The following is a 19836-nucleotide window of genomic DNA, read 5'->3' on the forward strand; positions in this document are numbered from 1 at the left end:
ACAGGCAGAAGGATGAGGAATGCAGCGTTTCCGGCTCGGGATGCCATTGAAGTTCCTGGCGGCAGGTGCCGCCCTCGCCATCGGCATCCATGCGGCATCCGCCGATGAATGGCGCACCACCTCTTCGCTCATTGGCGAATCGAAATATGGCGAGAACTTCCAGCGCTATGACTACGTGAACCCGGACGCCCCGAAGGGCGGAACGCTCAATTCGACGGTCGTCGGCACCTTCGACAGCTTCAATTCCTATATCGTGCAGGGTTCGCCTGCCGCCGGCTTCGTCCCGTATGGCGGAGGCCTGCTCTATGAAACGTTGATGGAACAGGCCATCGACGAAGGCAGCGTCAGCCACCCGCTGATCGCCGACGCCTATAAATATCCTGCCGACTATTCGTCGGCCACCTATCGCCTCGATCCACGGGCGAGATGGCATGACGGCAAGCCGATCACCGTCGATGACGTGATCTGGTCGTTCAACGTACTGAAGGCCAACAGCCCGATGTACAATCGCTATTTCGCGAACGTCACCGAGGCGGTGGCGGTGGGTGAGCGCGAAGTGGAGTTCCGCTTCGACCAGAAGGGCAATCGTGAACTGCCCAAGATCATCGGCGACCTCGCCATCTTGCCCAAACATTGGTGGGAAGGCACCGACGCCAAGGGCAACAAGCGCGACATAACCAAGCCGACTCTGGAGATTCCTCTGGGCTCGGCCGCCTACAAGATAAAAAGCTTCAAGCCGGGGACAGAGATCGTCTGGGAACGTGTGCCCGACTACTGGGGCGCCAAGCTGCCGGTGAAGATCGGCCGCGAGAACTTCGATATCAGGCGCTATGTCTATTTCCTTGACGACAGCGCCGCCTGGCTCGCCTTCACCAAAGGCGGACTGGAAGACATCAACGCCGAGAACAGCGGGCGCGGCTGGAAGACGAGGTACGACTTCCCGGCGGTCAAGGCCGGTGACGTCATCAAGAAGGAGTTCAAGGCCACCTCTCGCGCCACCTATCAGGGTTTCATGATGAACACCCGCCGGCCACTGTTTCAGGACCGGCATGTGCGACAGGCGCTGGCCTATCTCTACGATTTCGAAGCCATCAACCGTATGTCGTTCGGCCTGAACACCCGCCTCACCAGCTACTACATGGGCAGCAAGGATCTTGCTTCCAGCGGCCTGCCGCAAGGCAAGGAACTGGAGATCCTCGAACCGTACAAAGACAAGCTGCCGCCGGAACTCTTTACCCAGCAATTCTCGATACCGGCATTCGACAATCCCCAGGCGGAACGCAAGATCCTGAAGATGGCCGTCGACCTGTTCGCGGAGGCCGGATGGGCGATCCAGGGTGGCAAGATGGTCAACACCAAGACCGGACAGCCTTTTGCTTTCGAGATCCTGGATTTCCGGCAAGGTGCAGAGGCGACGTTGAACCCTTATATCGACATGCTGCGCAAGATCGGCATTACTGCGACGCTGCGCTTTGTCGACAGCAGCCAGTACATCAACCGCGTCAACAATTTCGACTACGACATGATCACGCAGGTGCTGCCGCAGTCGGATTCCCCGGGCAACGAGCAGCGTGACTTCTGGTCGTCAAAGGCCGCCGATACACCTGGCTCACGCAACTACGCCGGCATCAAGGATCCTGTCGTCGATGCGCTGGTCGACCGCGTCATCTTCGCGACCGACCGTGACGATCTCAGCGCTGCCGCACGCGCGCTCGACCGCGTGCTGTTGTGGAATTACTACTCGGTACCACAGTTCACGCGACCCGACGTGTGGCTGGCTTACTGGAACAAGTTCGGCATCCCCGACAAGCAGCCGACCTATCTTGGGCCGGACACCGATTCCTGGTGGATCGATGTCGACAAGGAAAAGGCGCTGGCCGCCAAATACAAAGGCCTCAATTGATGGCAACCCGCCGCGACGTGCTGGCATTGGGGGCAGCCACTGCAGCCGTTGCGCTTCTGCCAAGTCGGGTCTTTGCGAACAGCCCGACCGAAGCACCGCTGCACGGACTGTCTGCCTTCGGCGACCTGAAATACCCGGCCGGTTTCACGCATTTCGACTATGTGAATCCGGACGCCCCCAAGGGCGGCACGTTTAATTTCGCGCCTTTCACCTGGGTGTTCAACCAGAACCCCCAGACCTTCAACACGCTGAATTCCTTCATCCTGAAGGGCGACTCCCCGCCACGCATGGACATGTGCTTCGACGCATTGATGGCGTCCGCGCTGGACGAGCCTGATTCGATGTACGGGCTGGTCGCGGAAACCGTGACGATCGCGCCCGACCGCAACAGCTTCACCTTCAAGCTGCGACCAGAGGCGCGGTTCCATGACGGTTCGCCGCTGACTGCCGAAGACGCCGCCTTTTCCTACAAGCTTCTGAAAAGTGACGGCGCTCCGGATTTTTCCATTCCGCTGGCCCGTCTTGCCGATGCCGTTGCCGACGACAAGCAGACGTTGCGGCTTGTCTTCGACGGCAAGCAGAGCGAGCGGCTCGTCCTGTCGGTCATCGGCTTTCCTATCCTGTCCAAGGCCGATATCGAAGCCAACGGCTTCAAGGGCGGCATGCGCCCGCTGCTCGGCTCCGGCGCCTACAAGGTCGGGCGCGTTTCTCCCGGCCAGACCATCGAGTATGAGCGCGTTGCCGACTATTGGGCACGCGATCTCAACGTCAATCGCGGCCAGAACAACTTCGATCGCCTGCGCATCGACTTCTACCTCGACCGCCGGGCCAATTTCGAAGCCCTCAAGAAAGGCGACACCTTCTACCGGGAAGAATCGGTCTCGCGCAGCTGGGCACTCGACTATGATTTTCCATCGGTCAAAGAAGGCAGGGTCATCAAGCGCGAATTCCCGACCGAAAAGCGCCCGCGTATGCAGGCGATGGCGCTCAACCACCGCCGCGACCGCTTCAACGACGCCAGGGTGCGGCAGGCAATCGGGCTCTGCTTCGATTTCGAATGGGCAAAGCGCAACTTCTTCTACGATCTCTACAATCGCTCCCAATCGTTGTTCGAACTTTCGGACTTCCGAGCCGACGGCCAGCCAGGCGCCGAGGAACTCGCGTTGCTCGAACCGCTGCGCGGCAAGATTCCGGAAGAAGCTTTCGGCGAAGCCGTCCTGCAACCGGTGTCCGACGGCTCGGGCCGCGATCGCAAGATGCTCGGCAAGGCCTCGAAACTGCTCGCCGACGCCGGCTGGAAACGCAACGGTTCCTTCGTCGAGAATGACAAGGGCGAAAGACTGACACTGGAAATGCTGAGCGACGAAGAGACGCTGTCGCAGCGATTTTCGCCTTTCGTCGAGAACATGCGCGCCGTCGGCATCGACGCCACCTCTCGCATCGTCGACACGCCGCAATATCAGCGGCGTCTCTCGGAATACGACTTCGATCTCGTCATCGCAGCATTCCTGTTCTCACCGTCACCGACGCAGGACGAAATGGAACAGTTCTTCCATTCGCGCAGCGCGGCGATGCCGGGAACCCGCAACTATGCCGGCATCTCCGATCCAGCGATCGACACGCTGGTCGACGCCGTCGGCGCTGCCAAGGACCGGAAAAGCCTGGTTACGGCCATGCGCGCGCTCGACCGGGTCTTGCGCGCGCGGCACGACTGGATTCCAAACTATCACAACGCGAATCACTGGGTCGCATTCTGGGACATGTTCGGCTTCAAGGAGCCGAAGCCCGATTATGCCTTCCCGGTTGAATCGCTGTGGTGGTTCGACAAGGACAAGGCGGCAAAGATTGGCAAGGCCTGACAGGGTGCGTGGCATCCGACATCATAAGCATCGACTCCTCTGCCTCCCGGAAGGCGTGGCCTGATGGGTGCCTATATCCTTCGCCGGCTGCTTCTGATGATCCCGACGCTGTTCGGCATCATGGCGATCTCCTTCGTGGTGGTGCAGTTCGCGCCCGGCGGTCCGGTCGAACAGGTCATCGCCAAGCTGACCAACCAGGGCGGCAGTGCCTCTGACCGCCTCGGTGGCGGTGGCGGCAACGATCTCGCCGGCGGCAACAACTTCGATCCGGCCGGCAACGTCAACTCCAAATACCGTGGCGCGCAGGGGCTCGATCCCGAATTCATCGCCAAGCTGGAGAAGCAGTTCGGCTTCGACAAGCCGCCGCTCGAGCGCTTTGGGCTTATGCTGTGGAACTATGCGCGCTTCGACTTCGGCGACAGCTACTTCCGCGACATTTCGGTGGTGAACCTGATCCTGGAAAAGATGCCGGTTTCGATCTCGATCGGCCTGTGGATCACGCTGCTTTCCTACCTGATCTCGATCCCGCTCGGTATCCGCAAGGCGGTGAAGGACGGTTCCTCCTTCGACACCTGGACCAGCGCCATCGTCATCATCGGCTACGCCATTCCCGGCTTCCTATTCGGCATCCTGCTGATGATCCTGTTCGCCGGCGGCTCGTTCTGGGACTGGTTTCCGCTGCGTGGCCTGACGTCCGACAACTGGGACCAGCTGTCCTGGCCGCAGCGCATCCTCGACTATTTCTGGCACCTTGCACTGCCGCTGACGGCCATGGTGCTGTCGGCCTTCGCCACCTCGACCCTGCTGACCAAGAACTCCTTCCTGGAAGAGATCCGCAAGCAGTATGTGGTGACGGCGCGTGCCAAGGGCCTGTCCGAACGGCAGGTGCTGTACGGCCACGTCTTCCGCAACGCGATGCTGATCGTCATCGCCGGTTTCCCCGGCGCGTTCATCTCGGCCTTCTTCTCCGGCTCGCTGCTGATCGAGAACATCTTCTCGCTCGACGGACTTGGCCTGCTGGGCTTCAAGTCGGTGGTCGACCGCGACTATCCCGTCGTGTTCGCCAATCTCTACATCATGTCGCTGATCGGCCTGTTCGTCAGCCTGATCTCCGACCTTACCTACACCTGGATCGATCCGCGCATCGACTTCGAGCGGAGAGATGTGTGATGGCGGATGTCGCAGGCAATCCTGTCGCCGATGCAGCACCTGTCGGACGACCGAGAGTTTCGCCGCTCAACCAGCGCCGTTGGGCCAATTTCAAGGCCAATCGCCGCGGCTACTGGTCGTTGTGGATCTTCCTGGTGCTTTTCGTGCTGTCGCTGGGGTCCGAATTCATCGCCAACGACAAGCCGATCATCGCTTCCTACAAGGGCGAGATCCTGTTCCCGGTGCTCGTCGCCTATCCGGAAGAGAAATTCGGTGGTTTCTACGCTGTCACCGACTATCGCGACCCGGTGATCCGCGACGAGATCAATGCCAATGGCTGGATGATCTGGCCGCCGATCCGCTATTCCTTCCGCTCGGTCAACAACGCCGTGCCGGAGCCGGCCCCATCCAAGCCTTCCTGGATGTACGATGCCGAAAAGCGCTGCGCGCAATATCCGCAGAAAACGGCCGACCCCGACTGCATCGTCGGCAACTGGAACTGGCTGGGCACCGATGACCAGGCGCGTGACGTGCTGGCACGCGTCATCTACGGCTTTCGCATTTCCGTGCTGTTCGGCCTGATCCTGACGCTGGGTTCGGCGCTGATAGGGGTTTCCGCTGGCGCGATCCAGGGCTATTTCGGCGGCTGGACCGACCTGCTGTTCCAGCGTTTCATCGAAATCTGGTCGGCGATCCCGGTGCTTTATCTGCTGCTCATCGTCGCCGCCGTGCTGCCACCAGGCTTCTTCATCCTGCTCGGGCTGATGCTGCTGTTTTCCTGGGTCGCCTTCGTCGGTGTGGTGCGGGCGGAGTTCCTGCGCGCCCGCAACTTCGAATATGTCAACGCGGCCCGCGCCCTTGGTGTGCCGAACGGCACGATCATCTTCCGCCACCTGTTGCCCAACGCGATGGTGGCGACGCTGACCTTCCTGCCGTTCATCCTGAACGGGTCGATCTCGACGCTGACGTCGCTCGACTTCCTCGGTTTCGGCCTGCCGCCCGGCTCGGCTTCGCTCGGCGAATTGCTGAAACAGGGGCAGCGCAACCTCAACGCACCCTGGCTCGGCCTGTCCGGCTTCGTCGTCATTTCGGTGATGCTGTCGCTGCTGATCTTCATCGGCGAAGCCACCCGCGACGCCTTCGATCCGAGGAAGACCTTCAAGTGAGCGAGACGCCTCTTCTCTCCGTCCGCGATCTTTCGGTTGCCTTCCTGCAGGGCGGCAAGGTCTCGACCGCCGTCGACCATATCTCCTTCGATATCGCCAAGGGCGAGACGGTGGCGCTGGTCGGCGAATCCGGCTCCGGCAAGTCGGTCTCGGCGCTTTCCGTGCTCAAGCTCCTGCCCTATCCGCCGGCAAGCCATCCTTCGGGCCAGATCCTGTTCGGCGGCCAGGACCTGCTCAAGCTCGACGAGCGGCAGCTGCGCAGCGTGCGCGGCAACAAGATCACCATGATCTTCCAGGAGCCGATGACATCGCTGAACCCGCTGCACACGATCGAGCGGCAGATCGGCGAAATCCTGCGGCTCCACCAGGGCATGGGCGAGGCGCAGGCACGCAAGCGCACGATCGAACTGCTCAACGAAGTCGGTATCCGGGAACCGGAAAAGCGGCTCGACGCCTATCCGCACCAGTTGTCCGGCGGCCAACGCCAGCGCGTCATGATCGCCATGGCGCTGGCGAACGAACCCGAGCTGCTGATCGCCGACGAGCCGACCACCGCACTCGACGTGACGGTTCAGGCACAGATCCTGGAACTGCTGGCCAAGCTCAAGACGAAGAACGGCATGTCGATGCTGTTCATCACCCATGACCTCGGCATCGTGCGCAAGATCGCCGACCGGGTCTGCGTGATGACCAAGGGCAAGATCGTCGAGACCGGTCCCACCAAGGAGATCTTCGCCAACCCGCAACATGCCTATACGCGCCACCTGCTTGCCGCCGAGCCGAAGGGCCGGCCGCCGGCCGCCGATGCGAATGCCAAGGCCGTGATGCGCGGCGACGACATCAAGGTCTGGTTCCCGATCAAGCAGGGCTTCTTCCGTCGCGTGGTCGACCACGTGAAGGCCGTGGACGGCATCGACGTGACCGTGCGTGCCGGCCAGACGCTGGGCGTCGTCGGCGAATCCGGTTCCGGCAAAACGACACTGGGTCTGGCGCTGTCGCGCATGATCTCTTCGACGGGTGCGATCCAGTTCGACGGGCGCGACATCAACAAACTCTCCTTCAGCGCCATGCGGCCGCTTCGCAGCGAGTTGCAGATCGTCTTCCAGGATCCGTTCGGATCGCTCAGCCCGCGCATGTCGATCGCCGAGATCATCGAGGAAGGGCTGAAGATCCATGAGCCGAAGCTGACGGCCGACGAGCGCGACCAGCGTGTCGTCGACGTCCTGACCGAAGTCGGGCTCGATCCTTCCACCCGCTTCCGTTATCCGCACGAATTCTCGGGCGGCCAGCGTCAACGTGTGGCGATCGCGCGCGCCATGGTGCTGAAGCCCCGTTTCGTCATGCTGGACGAGCCGACCTCCGCGCTCGACATGAGCGTGCAGGCACAGGTAGTGGACCTGCTGCGAAACCTGCAGTCCAGGCACAATCTGGCCTATCTGTTCATCAGCCACGACCTCAAGGTGATACGGGCCCTTGCCAATGACGTCATCGTCATGCGCAACGGCAAGGTCGTCGAGGCTGGACCATCCGAACAAATTTTCGAGCGGCCGCAGACCGAGTATACTCGGGCCTTGATCTCGGCCGCTTTCCGCATCGAGACAGCGCCGCTCGGCGCCGTCAGCGAGTAGCGGCTCCATAACCCTCGGGGGAAAGAAAGAAGAATGTCCGTTCTGGAAAAGGGCCGCGTCCTGCTCTCGGTCACCGGATTTCATCCGCAGCGCTGGCACGAGCTGCTTTCCGCCGAGCGCGAAGTGGTGACCGAGCCTGCCGGAAAGGACGATCCTTCGATCGCCTACGCGGTGGTCTGGAAGCACAAGCCCAATCTGCTTTCCAGCCTGCCGAACCTGCGCGCCATCTTTTCGATCGGCGCCGGCGTCGATCATATCTTCAACGATCCCGGCCTGCCTGACGTCCCGATCGTCAAGGTCGTCGCCGACAACCTGACCCAGTACATGACAGAATATGTGGTGTGGCGCGTGCTCGACCATCATCGCCAGGGCTCGCTCTATCGCTACCAGCAGCAGAAGAAGACGTGGCACGAACCACAGCAGCGGCCGGCCAGCGACATCTCCGTCGGTATCATGGGACTTGGCACGTTGGGCAGAGCCGCAGCCTCGGTGCTTTTGTCCCTTGGCTTCTGTGTCAATGGCTGGTCACGCAACGTACGGCCGATGGAAGGCGTCACCACCTATGCCGGCGACAATGGCCTGATCCCCTTCCTCAACGCCACCGACATCCTGGTGGTGCTGCTGCCGCTGACGACGACCACGCAAGGCATCATCAACTACGGGCTGCTCAAGGAACTGCGCCGCAGGAACGGGCTCGGCGGCGCCGTGCTGATCAATGCAGGCCGCGGCCGGCTGCAGAAGGACGATGACATCGTCCGCGCGCTGGACGATGGCATCCTGAAGGAAGCGAGCCTTGACGTGTTCGAGGTCGAGCCTTTGCCCAGGACCAGTCTGCTGTGGAGCCATCCGAAGGTCTATGTGACACCGCATGCGGCGGCGACATCCGATCCCAATCACCTCGTGCCGATCATGCTTGCGCAGATGTCGGCCCTCGAGCGCGGCGAACCGCTGCAGAACACGGTCGACCGCGCGGCAGGCTATTGAGCCCCACCGCACGCACTTGCCGCGACCGGATCAAGCAGCAGGCTTGGGAATGCACTGACGCCTGATCAGCGAGCGGTTCATGGCGTCGACCTGGCCAGCGGCCTGGTCGGCTGACCGCTGTTTCGTCGACCGGACATCCGGCAGCACCGGGCCAAGTCCCAACGGAGTTTCGGCAAAAACCGGCTTGGCGTCGGTGGCGACACCACCGGCGCTTGCGACCGCGTTGCGCTGGGCGATCAGCTTCTTGCACTCGATCTTGTCGTATTGGATCGATGTCTGCACGGCCGCATCCTGGCGCGACACCAGCGAAGCATCACCAGCGCAGCCGGCCAGCAACAGCAGGAACAGGAAGGCGGGTGATCTCGGCGCCATCGGCGAATCTCCTAAGGCATTTTGCAGCCAGGTGGAGCCACCCGGCGTCGCAAAAATGCGGACGAAAACAAAACTTGGAGCGTCTCCGCCTTTCCGTGAAAAACGGAACGCTCAAAGTCAGGCCGCCCATTTCGCACGGCTGCGGCTATACCCGCAACCGTGCTTGGAAGACTTTGGAATGCGGAGCCGTACCGCTCGGGCCTATCCGCGCAGTTCGCGCCGCAGGATCTTGCCGACATTGGTCTTCGGCAGTTCGGTGCGGAACTCGATGTATTTCGGCCGCTTGTAGCCGGTGAGGTTCTGCTTGCAATATTCCAGCAGCGCCTCGGCGGTGAGATCCGGATCCTTCCTGACGACAAAGAGCTTCGGGATCTCGCCGGACTTCTCGTCTGGAACGCCGATCGCCGCGACTTCCAGCACGCCCGGGTGCTGGGCGACGACTTCCTCGAGCTCGTTTGGATAGACGTTGAAGCCGGAGACCAGGATCATGTCCTTCTTGCGGTCGACGATCTTGGTGTAGCCCTTGTCGTCCATGAAACCCATGTCGCCGGATTTAAAGTAGCCATCGTCGGTCATCACCTTGGCGGTCTCGTCGGGCCGGTTCCAGTAACCGGCCATGACCTGAGGGCCCTTGATGCAGATTTCGCCGACTTCGCCGAGCGGTACCGGATTGCCGTCCTCGTCGCGGATGGAGATTTCGGTCGACGGGATCGGCAGGCCGATCGTGCCGGTGAACTCATCGGCATCGAAGCGGTTCGCCGTCGCGACCGGCGAGGTCTCCGACAGGCCGTAGCCCTCCGAGATGTTGACGCCGGTGAGTTGCTTCCAGCGTTCGGCGACCGGCCGCTGCGCCGCCATGCCGCCGGCGAAGACCAGAAGCAGCGGCTTGAAGTCGAGCTTGCGGAAGTCCTCGTTGTTGAGCAGCGCGTTGAACAGCGTGTTGAGTCCCGGGAACACGTTGATCGGATATTTCTGAAGTTCCTTCACGAAGCCGGGAATGTCGCGCGGGTTCGGGATCAGGATGTTCTGCGCGCCCTGCTGCATGCCCATCAGCGCATTCACCGTCAGGGCGTAGATATGATAGAGCGGCAGCGCGCACACGAAGATCAGGCGATCCGGCCGCGCCCGTTTGACGAAGGCCGTTTCCTGCCACAAGCGGTTCTGCTCGACATTGGCCAGCACATTGCTGTGCAGCAGGGTGGCGCCCTTCGAAATGCCGGTGGTGCCGCCGGTATATTGCAGGAAGGCGACGTCGCTGCGGGTGACGGCGACCGGCTTGAAGGCCTTGCCCGCCCCTTCACGCAGAGCTGCAGGGAATTTGACATGCCCCGGCAAAGACCAGGCCGGGACCAGCTTCTTGACCTTGCGCACGACCAGATTGACGATCATGCCCTTCAGACCGCCCAGCATATCGCCCATGGAAGCGACGATGACATGCTTGACCGGCGTGCGGGCGATGACGGCCTGCAGCGTGGTGGCGAAATTCTCCAGGATGATGATCGCTTCGGCGCCGGAATCCTTGAGCTGGTGCTCGAGTTCGCGCGGGGTATAGAGCGGATTGACGTTGACCACCGTATAGCCCGCCCGCAGCACCGCCATCATCGCGACCGGATATTGCAGAACGTTCGGCATCATGATCGCGACCCGCGCGCCCTTCGCCAGCCCCTTCGATTGCAGATAGGCGGCGAAGGCGGTCGAATGCCGCTCCAGCTTGCCATAGGTCATCGACTTGTCCATGCAGGTATAGGCTGGATGCGATGCGAACTTCTTGCAGGCCGTGACCAGCAGGTCACCGATGGATTCCGCCGGCAGGCCGGCGATTTCCGCCGGAACCACGCTTGCATAGCTGGCAAGCCATGGTTTCGCAGGCTGACCTGCTGCGAGTGAAGCAATGGCCTTGGGAAGGGCCGCTGACGCCTTTGGCGTGTTGGCCGGTTTGCTCGCCTTGGCCGGGGCCTTCTTCGCGGCAGGCTGGGCGGCAGTCGGCTTCGCGGTCGCTGCAGGCTTGGCCGCTGCGGCCTTCGGCCTGGCGGGAGCCGAGGCTGTTTTGGCTGCTGCTGTTGCAGCGGGCTTTGCTGGCTTGGCTTTCTCGACCGGCTTCGACGCGACCGCCTTCGCGGAGGACGAGGCTGTTTTTGCAGCTTCGGATTTCGCGGCCGCCGGCTTTGCGGAAGCTTTGGTTGCCGGCGCTGTTGGTTTGGTTGCCCTGGCGGCCGCAGCAGTGGCGGTTTTCGCCGTTGCAGCCGCGGTTGGCCTTGCAGCAGGTTTGGTTGCCAGCGCAGCCTTGGCGGCTGCCGGTTTGACCGGCTTGCTGGCGGCCGGCGTCTTCGTACTGGCCTGGGTCGGCTTTGCCGCCGCAGGTTTTGTTTCGGCAGGCGCCCTTGCCTTGGCCGTTGACTTGACCGAACCTGCTGTCTTCGTTGCCTTCGCCACCTGTTCCTCCCTCGACGATATGGGTCGGCTCGACCCCTCTTGGGCGGGGGCTGCTGCGCCGTGCGACTGGCGCTGTCCGCGCCGAAAAACCCTGCTGCCGACTATGTATTGCGACTATTCGTTCGCGTGCAAGTCTTGCCCCAACGGCAGCTTGGCCGGAATTTGCAACAGGGTGCCGACAACCCGCTGGGCGCGTCCTTTTCCGTCGCAAACAGCTGTAGGAGGTTTTTGCACTTCAACGAAAGATACGGGCCTTCATATTCCCGTGATGAGCAGTTGAAGCAATAATGTTGTCAGATATTTGCCGGTTTATAGAATTTTATTTCCATAACAGGATGGGGGACAGACAGGTAGTTCCAATGCCGCAAAAACGGTGCTTATATGCGCGCTTCGCGAGCCTAGAGGGGCTTGGCAGAACACCAGGGAGTGCTCAATGAAAACGAAACTGACTTTTGCGGCCGCGTTGCTGGCCGCAACCGTCATGGGTGGGATGGCGAACGCCAAGCAGTTGGTTTATTGCTCGGAAGCGTCGCCAGCGGGTTTCGACCCATCGCCGTGGAGCGGCGGCAATGACTTCGACGCGTCATCGCGTACCATCTATTCCCGCCTGGTCGAATTCGACCACGGCAAGACCACCATCTCGCCCGGCCTGGCCGAGAGCTGGACCGTTTCCGACGACGGCAAGGAATACACCTTCAAGCTGCGCAAGGGTGTGAAGTTCCAGACGACCGACTGGTTCACGCCGACCCGCGAACTCACCGCCGAAGACGTCAAGTTCTCCTTCGAGCGTCAGTGGAAGAAGGAAAGCCCGTGGTACAGCTACCTGGCCGGCACCGGCTGGGAATACTTCGCCGGCATGGGCTTCCCGGACCTGCTGAAGGAAATCGTCGTTGTCGACGACCACACCGTCAAGTTCGTGCTGAACAAACCGGAAGTGGCTTTCCTGCCGGACCTCGGCATGGACTTCGCCTCGATCGTCTCGAAGGAATACGCCGACCAGCTCGAGAAGGCCGGCACCCTGCCGCAGTTCTCGCAGAAGCCTGTCGGCACTGGCCCCTACCAGTTCGTCGACTACCAGGTTGACGCGGTCATCCGCTATCAGGCCTGGGACGGCTATTTCGGCGGCCGCCAGAAGATCGACGACCTGATCTTCGCCATCACGCCGGATGCGGCCGTGCGCGCGCAGAAGCTGAAGGCCGGCGAATGCGATATCATGTCCTATCCGGCCCCTGCGGATATCGCCGGCCTGAAGGCTGACACCAACCTCAACGTCGCCGAGCAGGAAGGCCTGAACGTCGGCTACATGGCCTACAACACGACGGTCGCTCCGTTCGACAAGGTCGAGGTCCGCAAGGCCCTCAACATGGCCGTCAACAAGCAGGCGATCATCGACGCGGTCTATCAGGGCGCCGGCCAGGTGGCCGTCAACCCGATCCCGCCGACGATGTGGTCCTACAACAAGAACATCAAGGACGATCCTTACGATCCCGAAGCGGCCAAGAAGATGCTGGCCGACGCGGGCGTGAAGGATCTCTCGATGAAGATCTGGGCCATGCCGGTGTCGCGTCCGTACAATCCGGGTGCGCAGCGCGTCGCCGAAATGATCCAGGCCGACTATGCCAAGGTTGGCGTCAAGGCCGAGATCGTCTCCTACGAGTGGACCGAGTATCGCGAACGCGGCAAGGCCAAGGATCGTGACGGCGCCTTCCAGCTCGGCTGGACCGGCGACAACGGCGACCCGGACAACTTCCTCTTCCTGCTCGGCTGCTCGGCCATCGGCCAGTCCAACTACGCGATCTGGTGCAACAAGGAGTTCGAGGACCTGCTCCAGGCGGGCAAGGCCACCACGGACGTCGCCAAGCGCACCGAGATCTACGAGAAGGCCCAGGAAGTGTTCAAGCGCGAGGCCCCATGGCTGACGATCGCTCACTCCAAGGTGTTCATGCCGATGAACAAGAAAGTCGTCGGTTTCGCCATGGATCCGCTCGGTATTCACCGTTTCGACGGTGTTGACGTCACCGAATAAGCGTTTCAACGCGAAATAGGGAACGGCGGCGCTGGACTTTCGGCGCCGCCGTTTTATTAAGGCCCATGTTCCGCTATCTACTCCACAAGCTGGCACTGATTGTGCCAACCATCTTCGGCATCTCGCTGGCGGCCTTCGCGTTTGTGCGCCTGCTTCCAGGAGACCCGATCCTCGCTATGGCTGGCGAGCGCGGCGTGAGCCCCGAACGCTATGCCGAACTGATCGAACGTTTCGGTTTCAACCGACCCTATATCGTCCAGTACTACGACTACATCGTCCGCGTTCTCGGTGGTGATTTCGGCATCTCGCTTTCCACCAAGCGGCCGGTTTTCGGCGAATTCATGACGCTGTTCCCGGCGACGCTCGAGCTGGCTCTCGTTGCCATGATCATCGCCATCCTGATCGGCATTCCCGCAGGCATCTTCGCCGCCGTCAAGCGCGGCTCCTGGTTCGACCAGGCCACCATGGGCGTGGCGCTGACCGGCTATTCGATGCCGATCTTCTGGTGGGGCCTGCTGCTCATCATCTTCTTCTCCGGCTATCTCGGCTGGACACCCGTCTCCGGCCGCATCGGCCTGCAGTTCTTCTTCAAGCCCGTCACCGGTTTCATGCTGATCGACAGTCTGCTTTCCGGACGACCCGGCGCCTTCTGGTCCGCATTAAGCCATCTGATCCTGCCTTCGATCGTGCTCGCCACCATTCCACTCGCGGTCATCGCGCGGCAAACGCGCTCGGCGATGCTCGAGGTGCTGGGCGAGGACTATGTGCGTACCGCGCGCGCCAAGGGCCTCTCGCCGCGTCGAGTCATCGGCCTGCACGCGTTCCGCAACGCGCTCATCCCGGTCATCACGACGATCGGCCTGCAGGTCGGCACGCTGATGGCCGGCGCCATCCTGACCGAGACGATCTTTTCCTGGCCGGGCATCGGCAAGTGGATGATCGACGCCATCGGCAAGCGCGACTATGCCGTCGTGCAGAGCGGGCTGCTTATCATCGCCCTCATCGTCATGGCCGTGAACCTCGTCGTCGACGTGCTCTATGCCGTCATCAACCCACGTATACGGGTGCAGTGACATGACAGATCAAACCGCAGGCGAGACCACCGCCGCCACCGTGCCATCCGGCCCCAAGCAGCGCGCATTCGCCGAATTCTGGCACTACTATTCCATGAACACCGGCGCCGTCATCGGCCTGGTGGTGTTCACTCTCCTCGTCCTGGTGGCGATATTCGCGCCGCTGGTGGCGCCGCACATGCCGGATGAACAGTACCGCGATGCCTTGCTCACTCCGCCGGCCTGGCAGGAGGGCGGCAAGTCGATGTTCATCCTGGGCACCGACGCCGTCGGCCGCGACATCCTCTCACGCCTGATCTTCGGCGCGCGCTATTCGCTGTTCATCGGCCTCATCGTCGTCGTCTTCGCGCTGTCCTCGGGCATCGTGCTGGGTGTGTTGGCCGGTTACTTCCGCGGCTGGGTCGACACGCTGATCATGCGTGTTATGGACATCATCCTCGCCTTCCCGTCGTTGCTGCTGGCGCTTGTGCTGGTGGCCATCCTCGGGCCTGGCCTGTTCAACGCCATGCTGGCCATCGCGCTGGTGCTGCAGCCGCACTTCGCGCGCCTGACCCGCGCCGCGGTGATGGCCGAGAAGAACCGCGAATATGTCGTCTCGGCCAAGGTCGCCGGCGCCAGCCATTGGCGAATGATGGTGGTGACGATCCTGCCGAACTGCGTGGCACCGCTGATCGTCCAGGCGACGATGTCCTTCTCCAACGCCATCCTCGAAGCCGCCGCGCTCGGCTTCCTCGGCATGGGTGCACAGCCGCCGACGCCGGAATGGGGCACGATGCTCGCCTCCGCGCGCGAGTTCATCCTGCGTGCGCCATGGGTCGTCACCTTCCCCGGCCTCGCCATCCTGATCACCGTGCTCGCCATCAACCTGATCGGCGACGGTCTGCGCGATGCGCTCGACCCCAAGCTGAAGAGGTCGTGACATGGCATTGCTAGAGATCAAGAACCTGACGGTTTCGTTCGACACCTCGAGCGGGCCGTTCATGGCGGTGAAAGGCATCGACCTGACGATCGAGCCACGCGAAGTGCTGGCGATCGTCGGCGAATCCGGCTCCGGCAAATCGGTGTCGATGCTGGCGGTGATGGGCCTGCTGCCGCCCTCAGCGACAGTGAAGGCCGACCGCATGAGCTTCAACGGCATCGACCTTCTGGCGCTCGATCCGGCGGGACGGCGCAAGATCATCGGCAAGGACATCTCGATGATCTTCCAGGAGCCGATTGCCAGCCTCAATCCGTGTTTCACGGCGGGCTACCAGATCGAGGAAGTGCTGCGCGTGCATATGGGCATGGACAAGGCCCAGCGTCGCGCACGCGCCATCGAGCTGTTCAAGCTTGTCGGCATTCCCGAACCGGAGGAGCGGCTCAATTCCTTCCCGCACCAGATGTCGGGCGGCCAGTGCCAGCGCGTGATGATCGCCATGGCGATCGCCTGCAACCCGAAGCTGCTGATCGCCGATGAGCCGACCACCGCGCTCGACGTGACGATCCAGAAGCAGATCCTCGACCTTCTGATGAAGCTGCAGGCCGAACACGGCATGGGTCTCATCATGATCACCCACAACATGGGCGTGGTCGCCGAAACGGCCGATCGCGTCGTCGTGCAGTACAAGGGCACGAAGATGGAAGAAGCCGACGTGCTGTCGCTGTTCGAGAATCCGAAGAGCAACTATACGCGCGCGCTGCTTGCGGCCTTGCCGGACAACGCCACCGGCGACCGGCTGCCGACCGTCTCCGACATGCTGTTTGAGCCCGCCGTTTCGGGAGCCGCGTCATGACCGTCGTCGTCGAAGGAAAAGACATCAAGCGCGACTACCATGTCGGTGGCGGCATGTTCCGGCCGGCGCGCACGGTGCATGCGGTGAAGGGTGTTTCCTTCTCCGTCGAGAAGGGCAAGACGCTGGCCATCGTCGGTGAATCCGGCTGTGGCAAGTCGACCCTTGCACGCATCATCACGCTGATCGATGCACCAAGCGCCGGCGAGCTGTTCATCGACGGCAAGAAGGTGGATATCGCCAAGGACGGTCTCTCCAAGGAGATGCGCCGCAAGGTGCAGATCGTGTTCCAGAACCCTTATGGTTCGCTCAACCCGCGCCAGAAGATCGGCGACATACTGGGCGAGCCGCTGGTGATCAACACCGACGTTCCAGCTTCCGAGCGCCGCGACCGCGCCATGGCGATGCTGAAGAAGGTGGGCCTTGGACCAGAGCACTACAACCGCTATCCGCACATGTTCTCGGGCGGCCAGCGGCAGCGCATCGCCATCGCGCGTGCACTGATGCTGAACCCGAGCCTGCTGGTGCTGGACGAGCCGGTTTCGGCGCTCGACCTTTCGGTGCAGGCACAGGTTCTCAACCTGCTTGCCGACCTGCAGGACGAGTTCCAGTTGACATATGTCTTCATCAGCCACGACCTGTCGGTGGTGCGCTACATCGCCGACGACGTCATGGTGATGTATTTCGGCGAGGCCGTCGAATATGGCCCGCGTGACGAGGTCTTCGCCAACCCGCAGCACAGCTACACCAAGACGCTGTTCGCCGCGACGCCGCGCGCCGACGTCGACAGCATCAAGGCGAGGCTTGCCCGCAAGAAGGCGGCCTAGGCCACCTTCCATGTCTCTCGTCTCGGCCCCCGAAGCGCGTGTTCGGCGCTCGCAGGCATCTGCCTGATGAGCCCGCCACGCCTGCCTGATCTGCCCGTTACCGCCGTATTGCCCGCGCTGACTGCGGCGCTGGACAATGGCAACAGCGCCGTGCTGGTCGCACCGCCGGGAGCAGGCAAGACGACGCTGGTGCCACTCGCCCTGCTCGACGCCTCCTGGCTCGGCTCCGGAAAGATCGTGCTGCTCGAACCGCGCAGGCTTGCCGCCCGCGCAGCCGCCAGGCGCATGGCTGCCCTGCTCGGTGAGGAGCCTGGCGGCACGGTCGGCTACGCCATGCGCATGGAAAACCGCACGTCGGCCAGGACACGCATCCTGGTCGTCACCGAGGGCGTTCTGGCGCGCATGATCCTCGATGACCCGGAACTGCCGGGCGTGTCGGCAGTGATCTTCGATGAATTCCACGAGCGCTCGCTGGATGGCGACTTCGGACTGGCGCTCGCCCTCGATGTCCAGGGCGCGCTGCGACCGGACCTGCGCCTTCTGGTGATGTCGGCGACCCTCGACGGCGCACGTGTGGCGAAACTTTTGTCCGGTGCTCCCGTCATCGAAAGCGAGGGGCGCAGCTTTCCCGTCGAAATCCGCTACGACGAGCGCCCCTCGGGTATGCCTGTCGAAGAAGCGATGGCCAGGGCGGTGCGAACGGCACTCGTGGATGAACCCGGCAGCGTCCTCGCCTTCCTGCCCGGACAGCGTGAGATCGAGCGCACGGCGGCACAACTCGAAGGCCGCGTCGGTGCCGGCACCGATGTCGTTCCCCTTTACGGCCAGCTCGACGGCAAGGCGCAGGACGCCGCCATTCGCCCGGCGGCGGAAGGTCGGCGCAAGGTTGTGCTGGCAACCGCGATCGCCGAAACCTCGATCACCATAGACGGCGTGCGCGTCGTCATCGATTCCGGGCTGTCACGGCTGCCGAAATATGAACCGGCGAGCGGCCTGACGCGGCTGGAGACCGTGCGTGCCTCGCGCGCCTCCGCCGAACAGCGCGCCGGCCGCGCCGGGCGCACACAGCCGGGCGTTGCCATCCGGCTCTGGCGTTCCGAACAGACCGCGGCACTGCCGGCCTTCACGCCACCCGAGATGCTCGAAGCCGATCTTTCCGGTCTGATGCTGGATTGCGCCGCTTTCGGTGTCGCGGATCCGGCCAGCCTTTCCTTCCTGGACGCGCCGCCAGCGCCGGCGCTGGCAGAAGCACGTACGCTGCTGAGGGCTTTGCATGCGATCGACGATGCCGGACGCCTGACCGAAGCCGGTTCCGCCATGCGAAAGCTCGCGCTGCCGGTGCGGCTCGCCCATATGGTGGCCGAGGCTGCCGACCACGGCCGTGCAGCAGACGCGGCACGGCTGGCGGTCCTTCTCACCGAGCGCGGGCTGGGTGGCGACAGCGCCGACCTGGAACGGCGCCTGATGCGTTTCGCTTCCGATCGTTCGCCCCGCGCCAACGCCGCGCGGCAACTGGCCGACAGGCTGGCACGCACTGTTTCTTCCACGGCACCCGAAACGGTCAGCACAGGGGCGCTTCTTCTCAATGCCTGGCCCGATCGTGTCGCCAGGGCGCGTGGCGAGCGCGGGCGTTTCGTGCTCGCCAACGGGTCCGGCGCCATGCTGGATACGGCCGATGGGCTCGCCGGCGAGACATTTCTGGTCGTGGCCGATCTGCAGGGCAGGGCGCAGAACGCCCGCATCACCGCAGCAGCGCCGGTGAGCGAGCAGGAAATCCGCGAAGTGCTTTCCGACCGCATCGAAACACGCCGCGAAACCAGTTTCGATCGGGAAAGGCGCTCGGTGCGCGTGCGCGAGACGGTTCGCCTCGGCGCCATCGTGCTGGCTGAACGGATGCTGCCTGCTCCGGTGGGAGCAGATGCCGACAATGCCGTCATCGAAGCGATCCGCGAACACGGCCTTGCCCTGCTGCCGTGGAGCAAGGAAGCCGAAAGCCTGCGCAACCGCCTTGCCTGGCTGCATCGCGGCCTGGGCTCGCCATGGCCGGACATGACCAACGATGCATTGATCGAACGGCTCGATGACTGGCTGGCGCCCTTCCTGAGCGGCGAGGCTTCGCTCAACGCCATCTCGGGAAGCGCCTTGACGAGCGGCCTGATCGCGCTGGTGCCGCACGACCTTCAGCGCAGGATCGACACACTCGCACCGACGCATTTCAACGCGCCGTCCGGCAGCCATGTGCCGATCCGTTACGATGGCGAAACACCGGTGCTGGCCATTCGCGTCCAGGAACTGTTCGGCCTCGATCGCCACCCCTCAATCGCCAGTGGCACAGTGCCGTTGACCCTGGAACTGCTGTCGCCCGCGCATCGGCCGATCCAGACGACACGCGATCTGCCCGGCTTCTGGCGCGGTTCCTGGACCGACGTGCGCTCCGACATGCGCGGCCGCTACCCGAAACATGTCTGGTCGGAAAATCCGCTCGAGGCGGCCGCCACCAGCCGCGCCAAGCCGCGCGGCACCTGATTTGCCAAAGCAATTCCTGCAGAAGTGCACAGCGGTTTGTGTCTGGAATTGTATAAAAACAGAGAGTTAGAGCGGTTCCGCAGTTCCGTGAAAAACGGAAACGCTCCGGGTACCGAACTGG

The 19836-nt window shown here is 62.6% G+C and carries 15 protein-coding genes; 13 read left to right on the forward strand and 2 right to left on the reverse strand.

The annotated features are described in order from the left end of the window. Positions 1 to 40: 40 nt before the first annotated feature. The 6 genes from ACFWYE_RS24465 (at position 41) to ACFWYE_RS24490 (ending at position 8689) form a co-directional block, all read left to right on the forward strand. On the forward strand, positions 41 to 1903 hold the full coding sequence (locus tag ACFWYE_RS24465; RefSeq protein ID WP_379114907.1) for an ABC transporter substrate-binding protein: 1863 nt from the start codon (positions 41 to 43) through the stop codon (positions 1901 to 1903). Continuing rightward, positions 1903 to 3762: an extracellular solute-binding protein gene (locus tag ACFWYE_RS24470; RefSeq protein WP_379114845.1), complete on the forward strand. Its 1860-nt coding sequence runs from the start codon at positions 1903 to 1905 to the stop codon at positions 3760 to 3762. The genes ACFWYE_RS24465 and ACFWYE_RS24470 overlap by 1 nt, the downstream gene beginning before the upstream one ends. Positions 3763 to 3825: 63 nt before the next feature. Beyond that, positions 3826 to 4932 carry a microcin C ABC transporter permease YejB gene (locus ACFWYE_RS24475; RefSeq protein ID WP_379065006.1) on the forward strand — a complete coding sequence of 369 codons (1107 nt, stop codon included), beginning with the start codon at positions 3826 to 3828 and terminating at the stop codon, positions 4930 to 4932. Continuing rightward, on the forward strand, positions 4932 to 6077 hold the full coding sequence (locus ACFWYE_RS24480) for an ABC transporter permease (RefSeq protein ID WP_379114846.1): 1146 nt from the start codon (positions 4932 to 4934) through the stop codon (positions 6075 to 6077). The genes ACFWYE_RS24475 and ACFWYE_RS24480 overlap by 1 nt, the downstream gene beginning before the upstream one ends. Beyond that, positions 6074 to 7705, forward strand: a complete 1632-nt coding sequence (locus tag ACFWYE_RS24485; protein WP_379065010.1) for an ABC transporter ATP-binding protein — start codon at positions 6074 to 6076, stop codon at positions 7703 to 7705. The genes ACFWYE_RS24480 and ACFWYE_RS24485 overlap by 4 nt, the downstream gene beginning before the upstream one ends. A gap of 42 nt (positions 7706 to 7747) precedes the next feature. Next, on the forward strand, positions 7748 to 8689 hold the full coding sequence (locus ACFWYE_RS24490; protein ID WP_379114908.1) for a 2-hydroxyacid dehydrogenase: 942 nt from the start codon (positions 7748 to 7750) through the stop codon (positions 8687 to 8689). A gap of 30 nt (positions 8690 to 8719) precedes the next feature. On the opposite strand, the gene ACFWYE_RS24495 is transcribed toward ACFWYE_RS24490, so the two are convergent. Both ACFWYE_RS24495 and ACFWYE_RS24500 read right to left on the reverse strand, forming a co-directional pair. Next, positions 8720 to 9061, reverse strand: coding sequence for a hypothetical protein (locus ACFWYE_RS24495; protein WP_379114847.1), 342 nt, complete (start codon positions 9059 to 9061; stop codon positions 8720 to 8722). Between the two features lie 201 nt (positions 9062 to 9262). Beyond that, positions 9263 to 10954: a long-chain fatty acid--CoA ligase gene (locus ACFWYE_RS24500; protein ID WP_379114909.1), complete on the reverse strand. Its 1692-nt coding sequence runs from the start codon at positions 10952 to 10954 to the stop codon at positions 9263 to 9265. Here ACFWYE_RS24500 and ACFWYE_RS24505 point away from each other — a divergent pair. The 7 genes from ACFWYE_RS24505 to hrpB all read left to right on the forward strand — a co-directional run bounded on the left by ACFWYE_RS24505 (position 10953) and on the right by hrpB (position 19715). Further along, positions 10953 to 11774, forward strand: coding sequence for a hypothetical protein (locus ACFWYE_RS24505; protein ID WP_379114913.1), 822 nt, complete (start codon positions 10953 to 10955; stop codon positions 11772 to 11774). The two genes, ACFWYE_RS24500 and ACFWYE_RS24505, sit on opposite strands and share 2 nt — an antisense overlap. Positions 11775 to 11927: 153 nt before the next feature. After that, positions 11928 to 13520 carry an ABC transporter substrate-binding protein gene (locus ACFWYE_RS24510; protein WP_129412318.1) on the forward strand — a complete coding sequence of 531 codons (1593 nt, stop codon included), beginning with the start codon at positions 11928 to 11930 and terminating at the stop codon, positions 13518 to 13520. Positions 13521 to 13585: 65 nt separating this feature from the next. Beyond that, positions 13586 to 14593: an ABC transporter permease subunit gene (locus tag ACFWYE_RS24515; protein ID WP_379114848.1), complete on the forward strand. Its 1008-nt coding sequence runs from the start codon at positions 13586 to 13588 to the stop codon at positions 14591 to 14593. Between the two features lies 1 nt (position 14594). Further along, entirely contained in the window at positions 14595 to 15512 is a 918-nt protein-coding gene (locus ACFWYE_RS24520; RefSeq protein WP_129412320.1) for an ABC transporter permease subunit, read from the forward strand. A gap of 1 nt (position 15513) precedes the next feature. Beyond that, complete coding sequence (locus ACFWYE_RS24525; protein WP_379114849.1) at positions 15514 to 16365, forward strand: ABC transporter ATP-binding protein; 852 nt, start codon at positions 15514 to 15516, stop codon at positions 16363 to 16365. Then, on the forward strand, positions 16362 to 17189 hold the full coding sequence (locus tag ACFWYE_RS24530) for a dipeptide ABC transporter ATP-binding protein (protein WP_379114850.1): 828 nt from the start codon (positions 16362 to 16364) through the stop codon (positions 17187 to 17189). Before ACFWYE_RS24525 ends, ACFWYE_RS24530 begins: the two co-directional genes overlap by 4 nt. Before the next feature lie 66 nt (positions 17190 to 17255). Further along, positions 17256 to 19715, forward strand: coding sequence for an ATP-dependent helicase HrpB (gene hrpB / locus ACFWYE_RS24535; RefSeq protein WP_379114851.1), 2460 nt, complete (start codon positions 17256 to 17258; stop codon positions 19713 to 19715). The last annotated feature ends 121 nt before the right edge of the window (positions 19716 to 19836 follow it).

This window comes from Mesorhizobium sp. NPDC059025 (genome assembly GCF_042739655.1).
GTDB lineage: Bacteria > Pseudomonadota > Alphaproteobacteria > Rhizobiales > Rhizobiaceae > Mesorhizobium.

Bases quoted from the DNA above. Each gene is read 5' to 3' on its own strand.
- ACFWYE_RS24465 (WP_379114907.1), top strand. From the start codon at position 41: ATGCCATTGAAGTTCCTGGCGGCAGGTGCCGCCCTCGCCATCGGCATC.
- ACFWYE_RS24470 (WP_379114845.1), top strand. From the start codon at position 1,903: ATGGCAACCCGCCGCGACGTGCTGGCATTGGGGGCAGCCACTGCAGCC.
- ACFWYE_RS24475 (WP_379065006.1), top strand. From the start codon at position 3,826: ATGGGTGCCTATATCCTTCGCCGGCTGCTTCTGATGATCCCGACGCTG.
- ACFWYE_RS24480 (WP_379114846.1), top strand. From the start codon at position 4,932: ATGGCGGATGTCGCAGGCAATCCTGTCGCCGATGCAGCACCTGTCGGA.
- ACFWYE_RS24495 (WP_379114847.1), bottom strand. From the start codon at position 9,061: ATGGCGCCGAGATCACCCGCCTTCCTGTTCCTGCTGTTGCTGGCCGGC.
- ACFWYE_RS24505 (WP_379114913.1), top strand. From the start codon at position 10,953: ATGGCCTTGGGAAGGGCCGCTGACGCCTTTGGCGTGTTGGCCGGTTTG.
- ACFWYE_RS24510 (WP_129412318.1), top strand. From the start codon at position 11,928: ATGAAAACGAAACTGACTTTTGCGGCCGCGTTGCTGGCCGCAACCGTC.
- ACFWYE_RS24515 (WP_379114848.1), top strand. From the start codon at position 13,586: ATGTTCCGCTATCTACTCCACAAGCTGGCACTGATTGTGCCAACCATC.
- ACFWYE_RS24520 (WP_129412320.1), top strand. From the start codon at position 14,595: ATGACAGATCAAACCGCAGGCGAGACCACCGCCGCCACCGTGCCATCC.
- ACFWYE_RS24525 (WP_379114849.1), top strand. From the start codon at position 15,514: ATGGCATTGCTAGAGATCAAGAACCTGACGGTTTCGTTCGACACCTCG.
- ACFWYE_RS24530 (WP_379114850.1), top strand. From the start codon at position 16,362: ATGACCGTCGTCGTCGAAGGAAAAGACATCAAGCGCGACTACCATGTC.
- hrpB (WP_379114851.1), top strand. From the start codon at position 17,256: ATGAGCCCGCCACGCCTGCCTGATCTGCCCGTTACCGCCGTATTGCCC.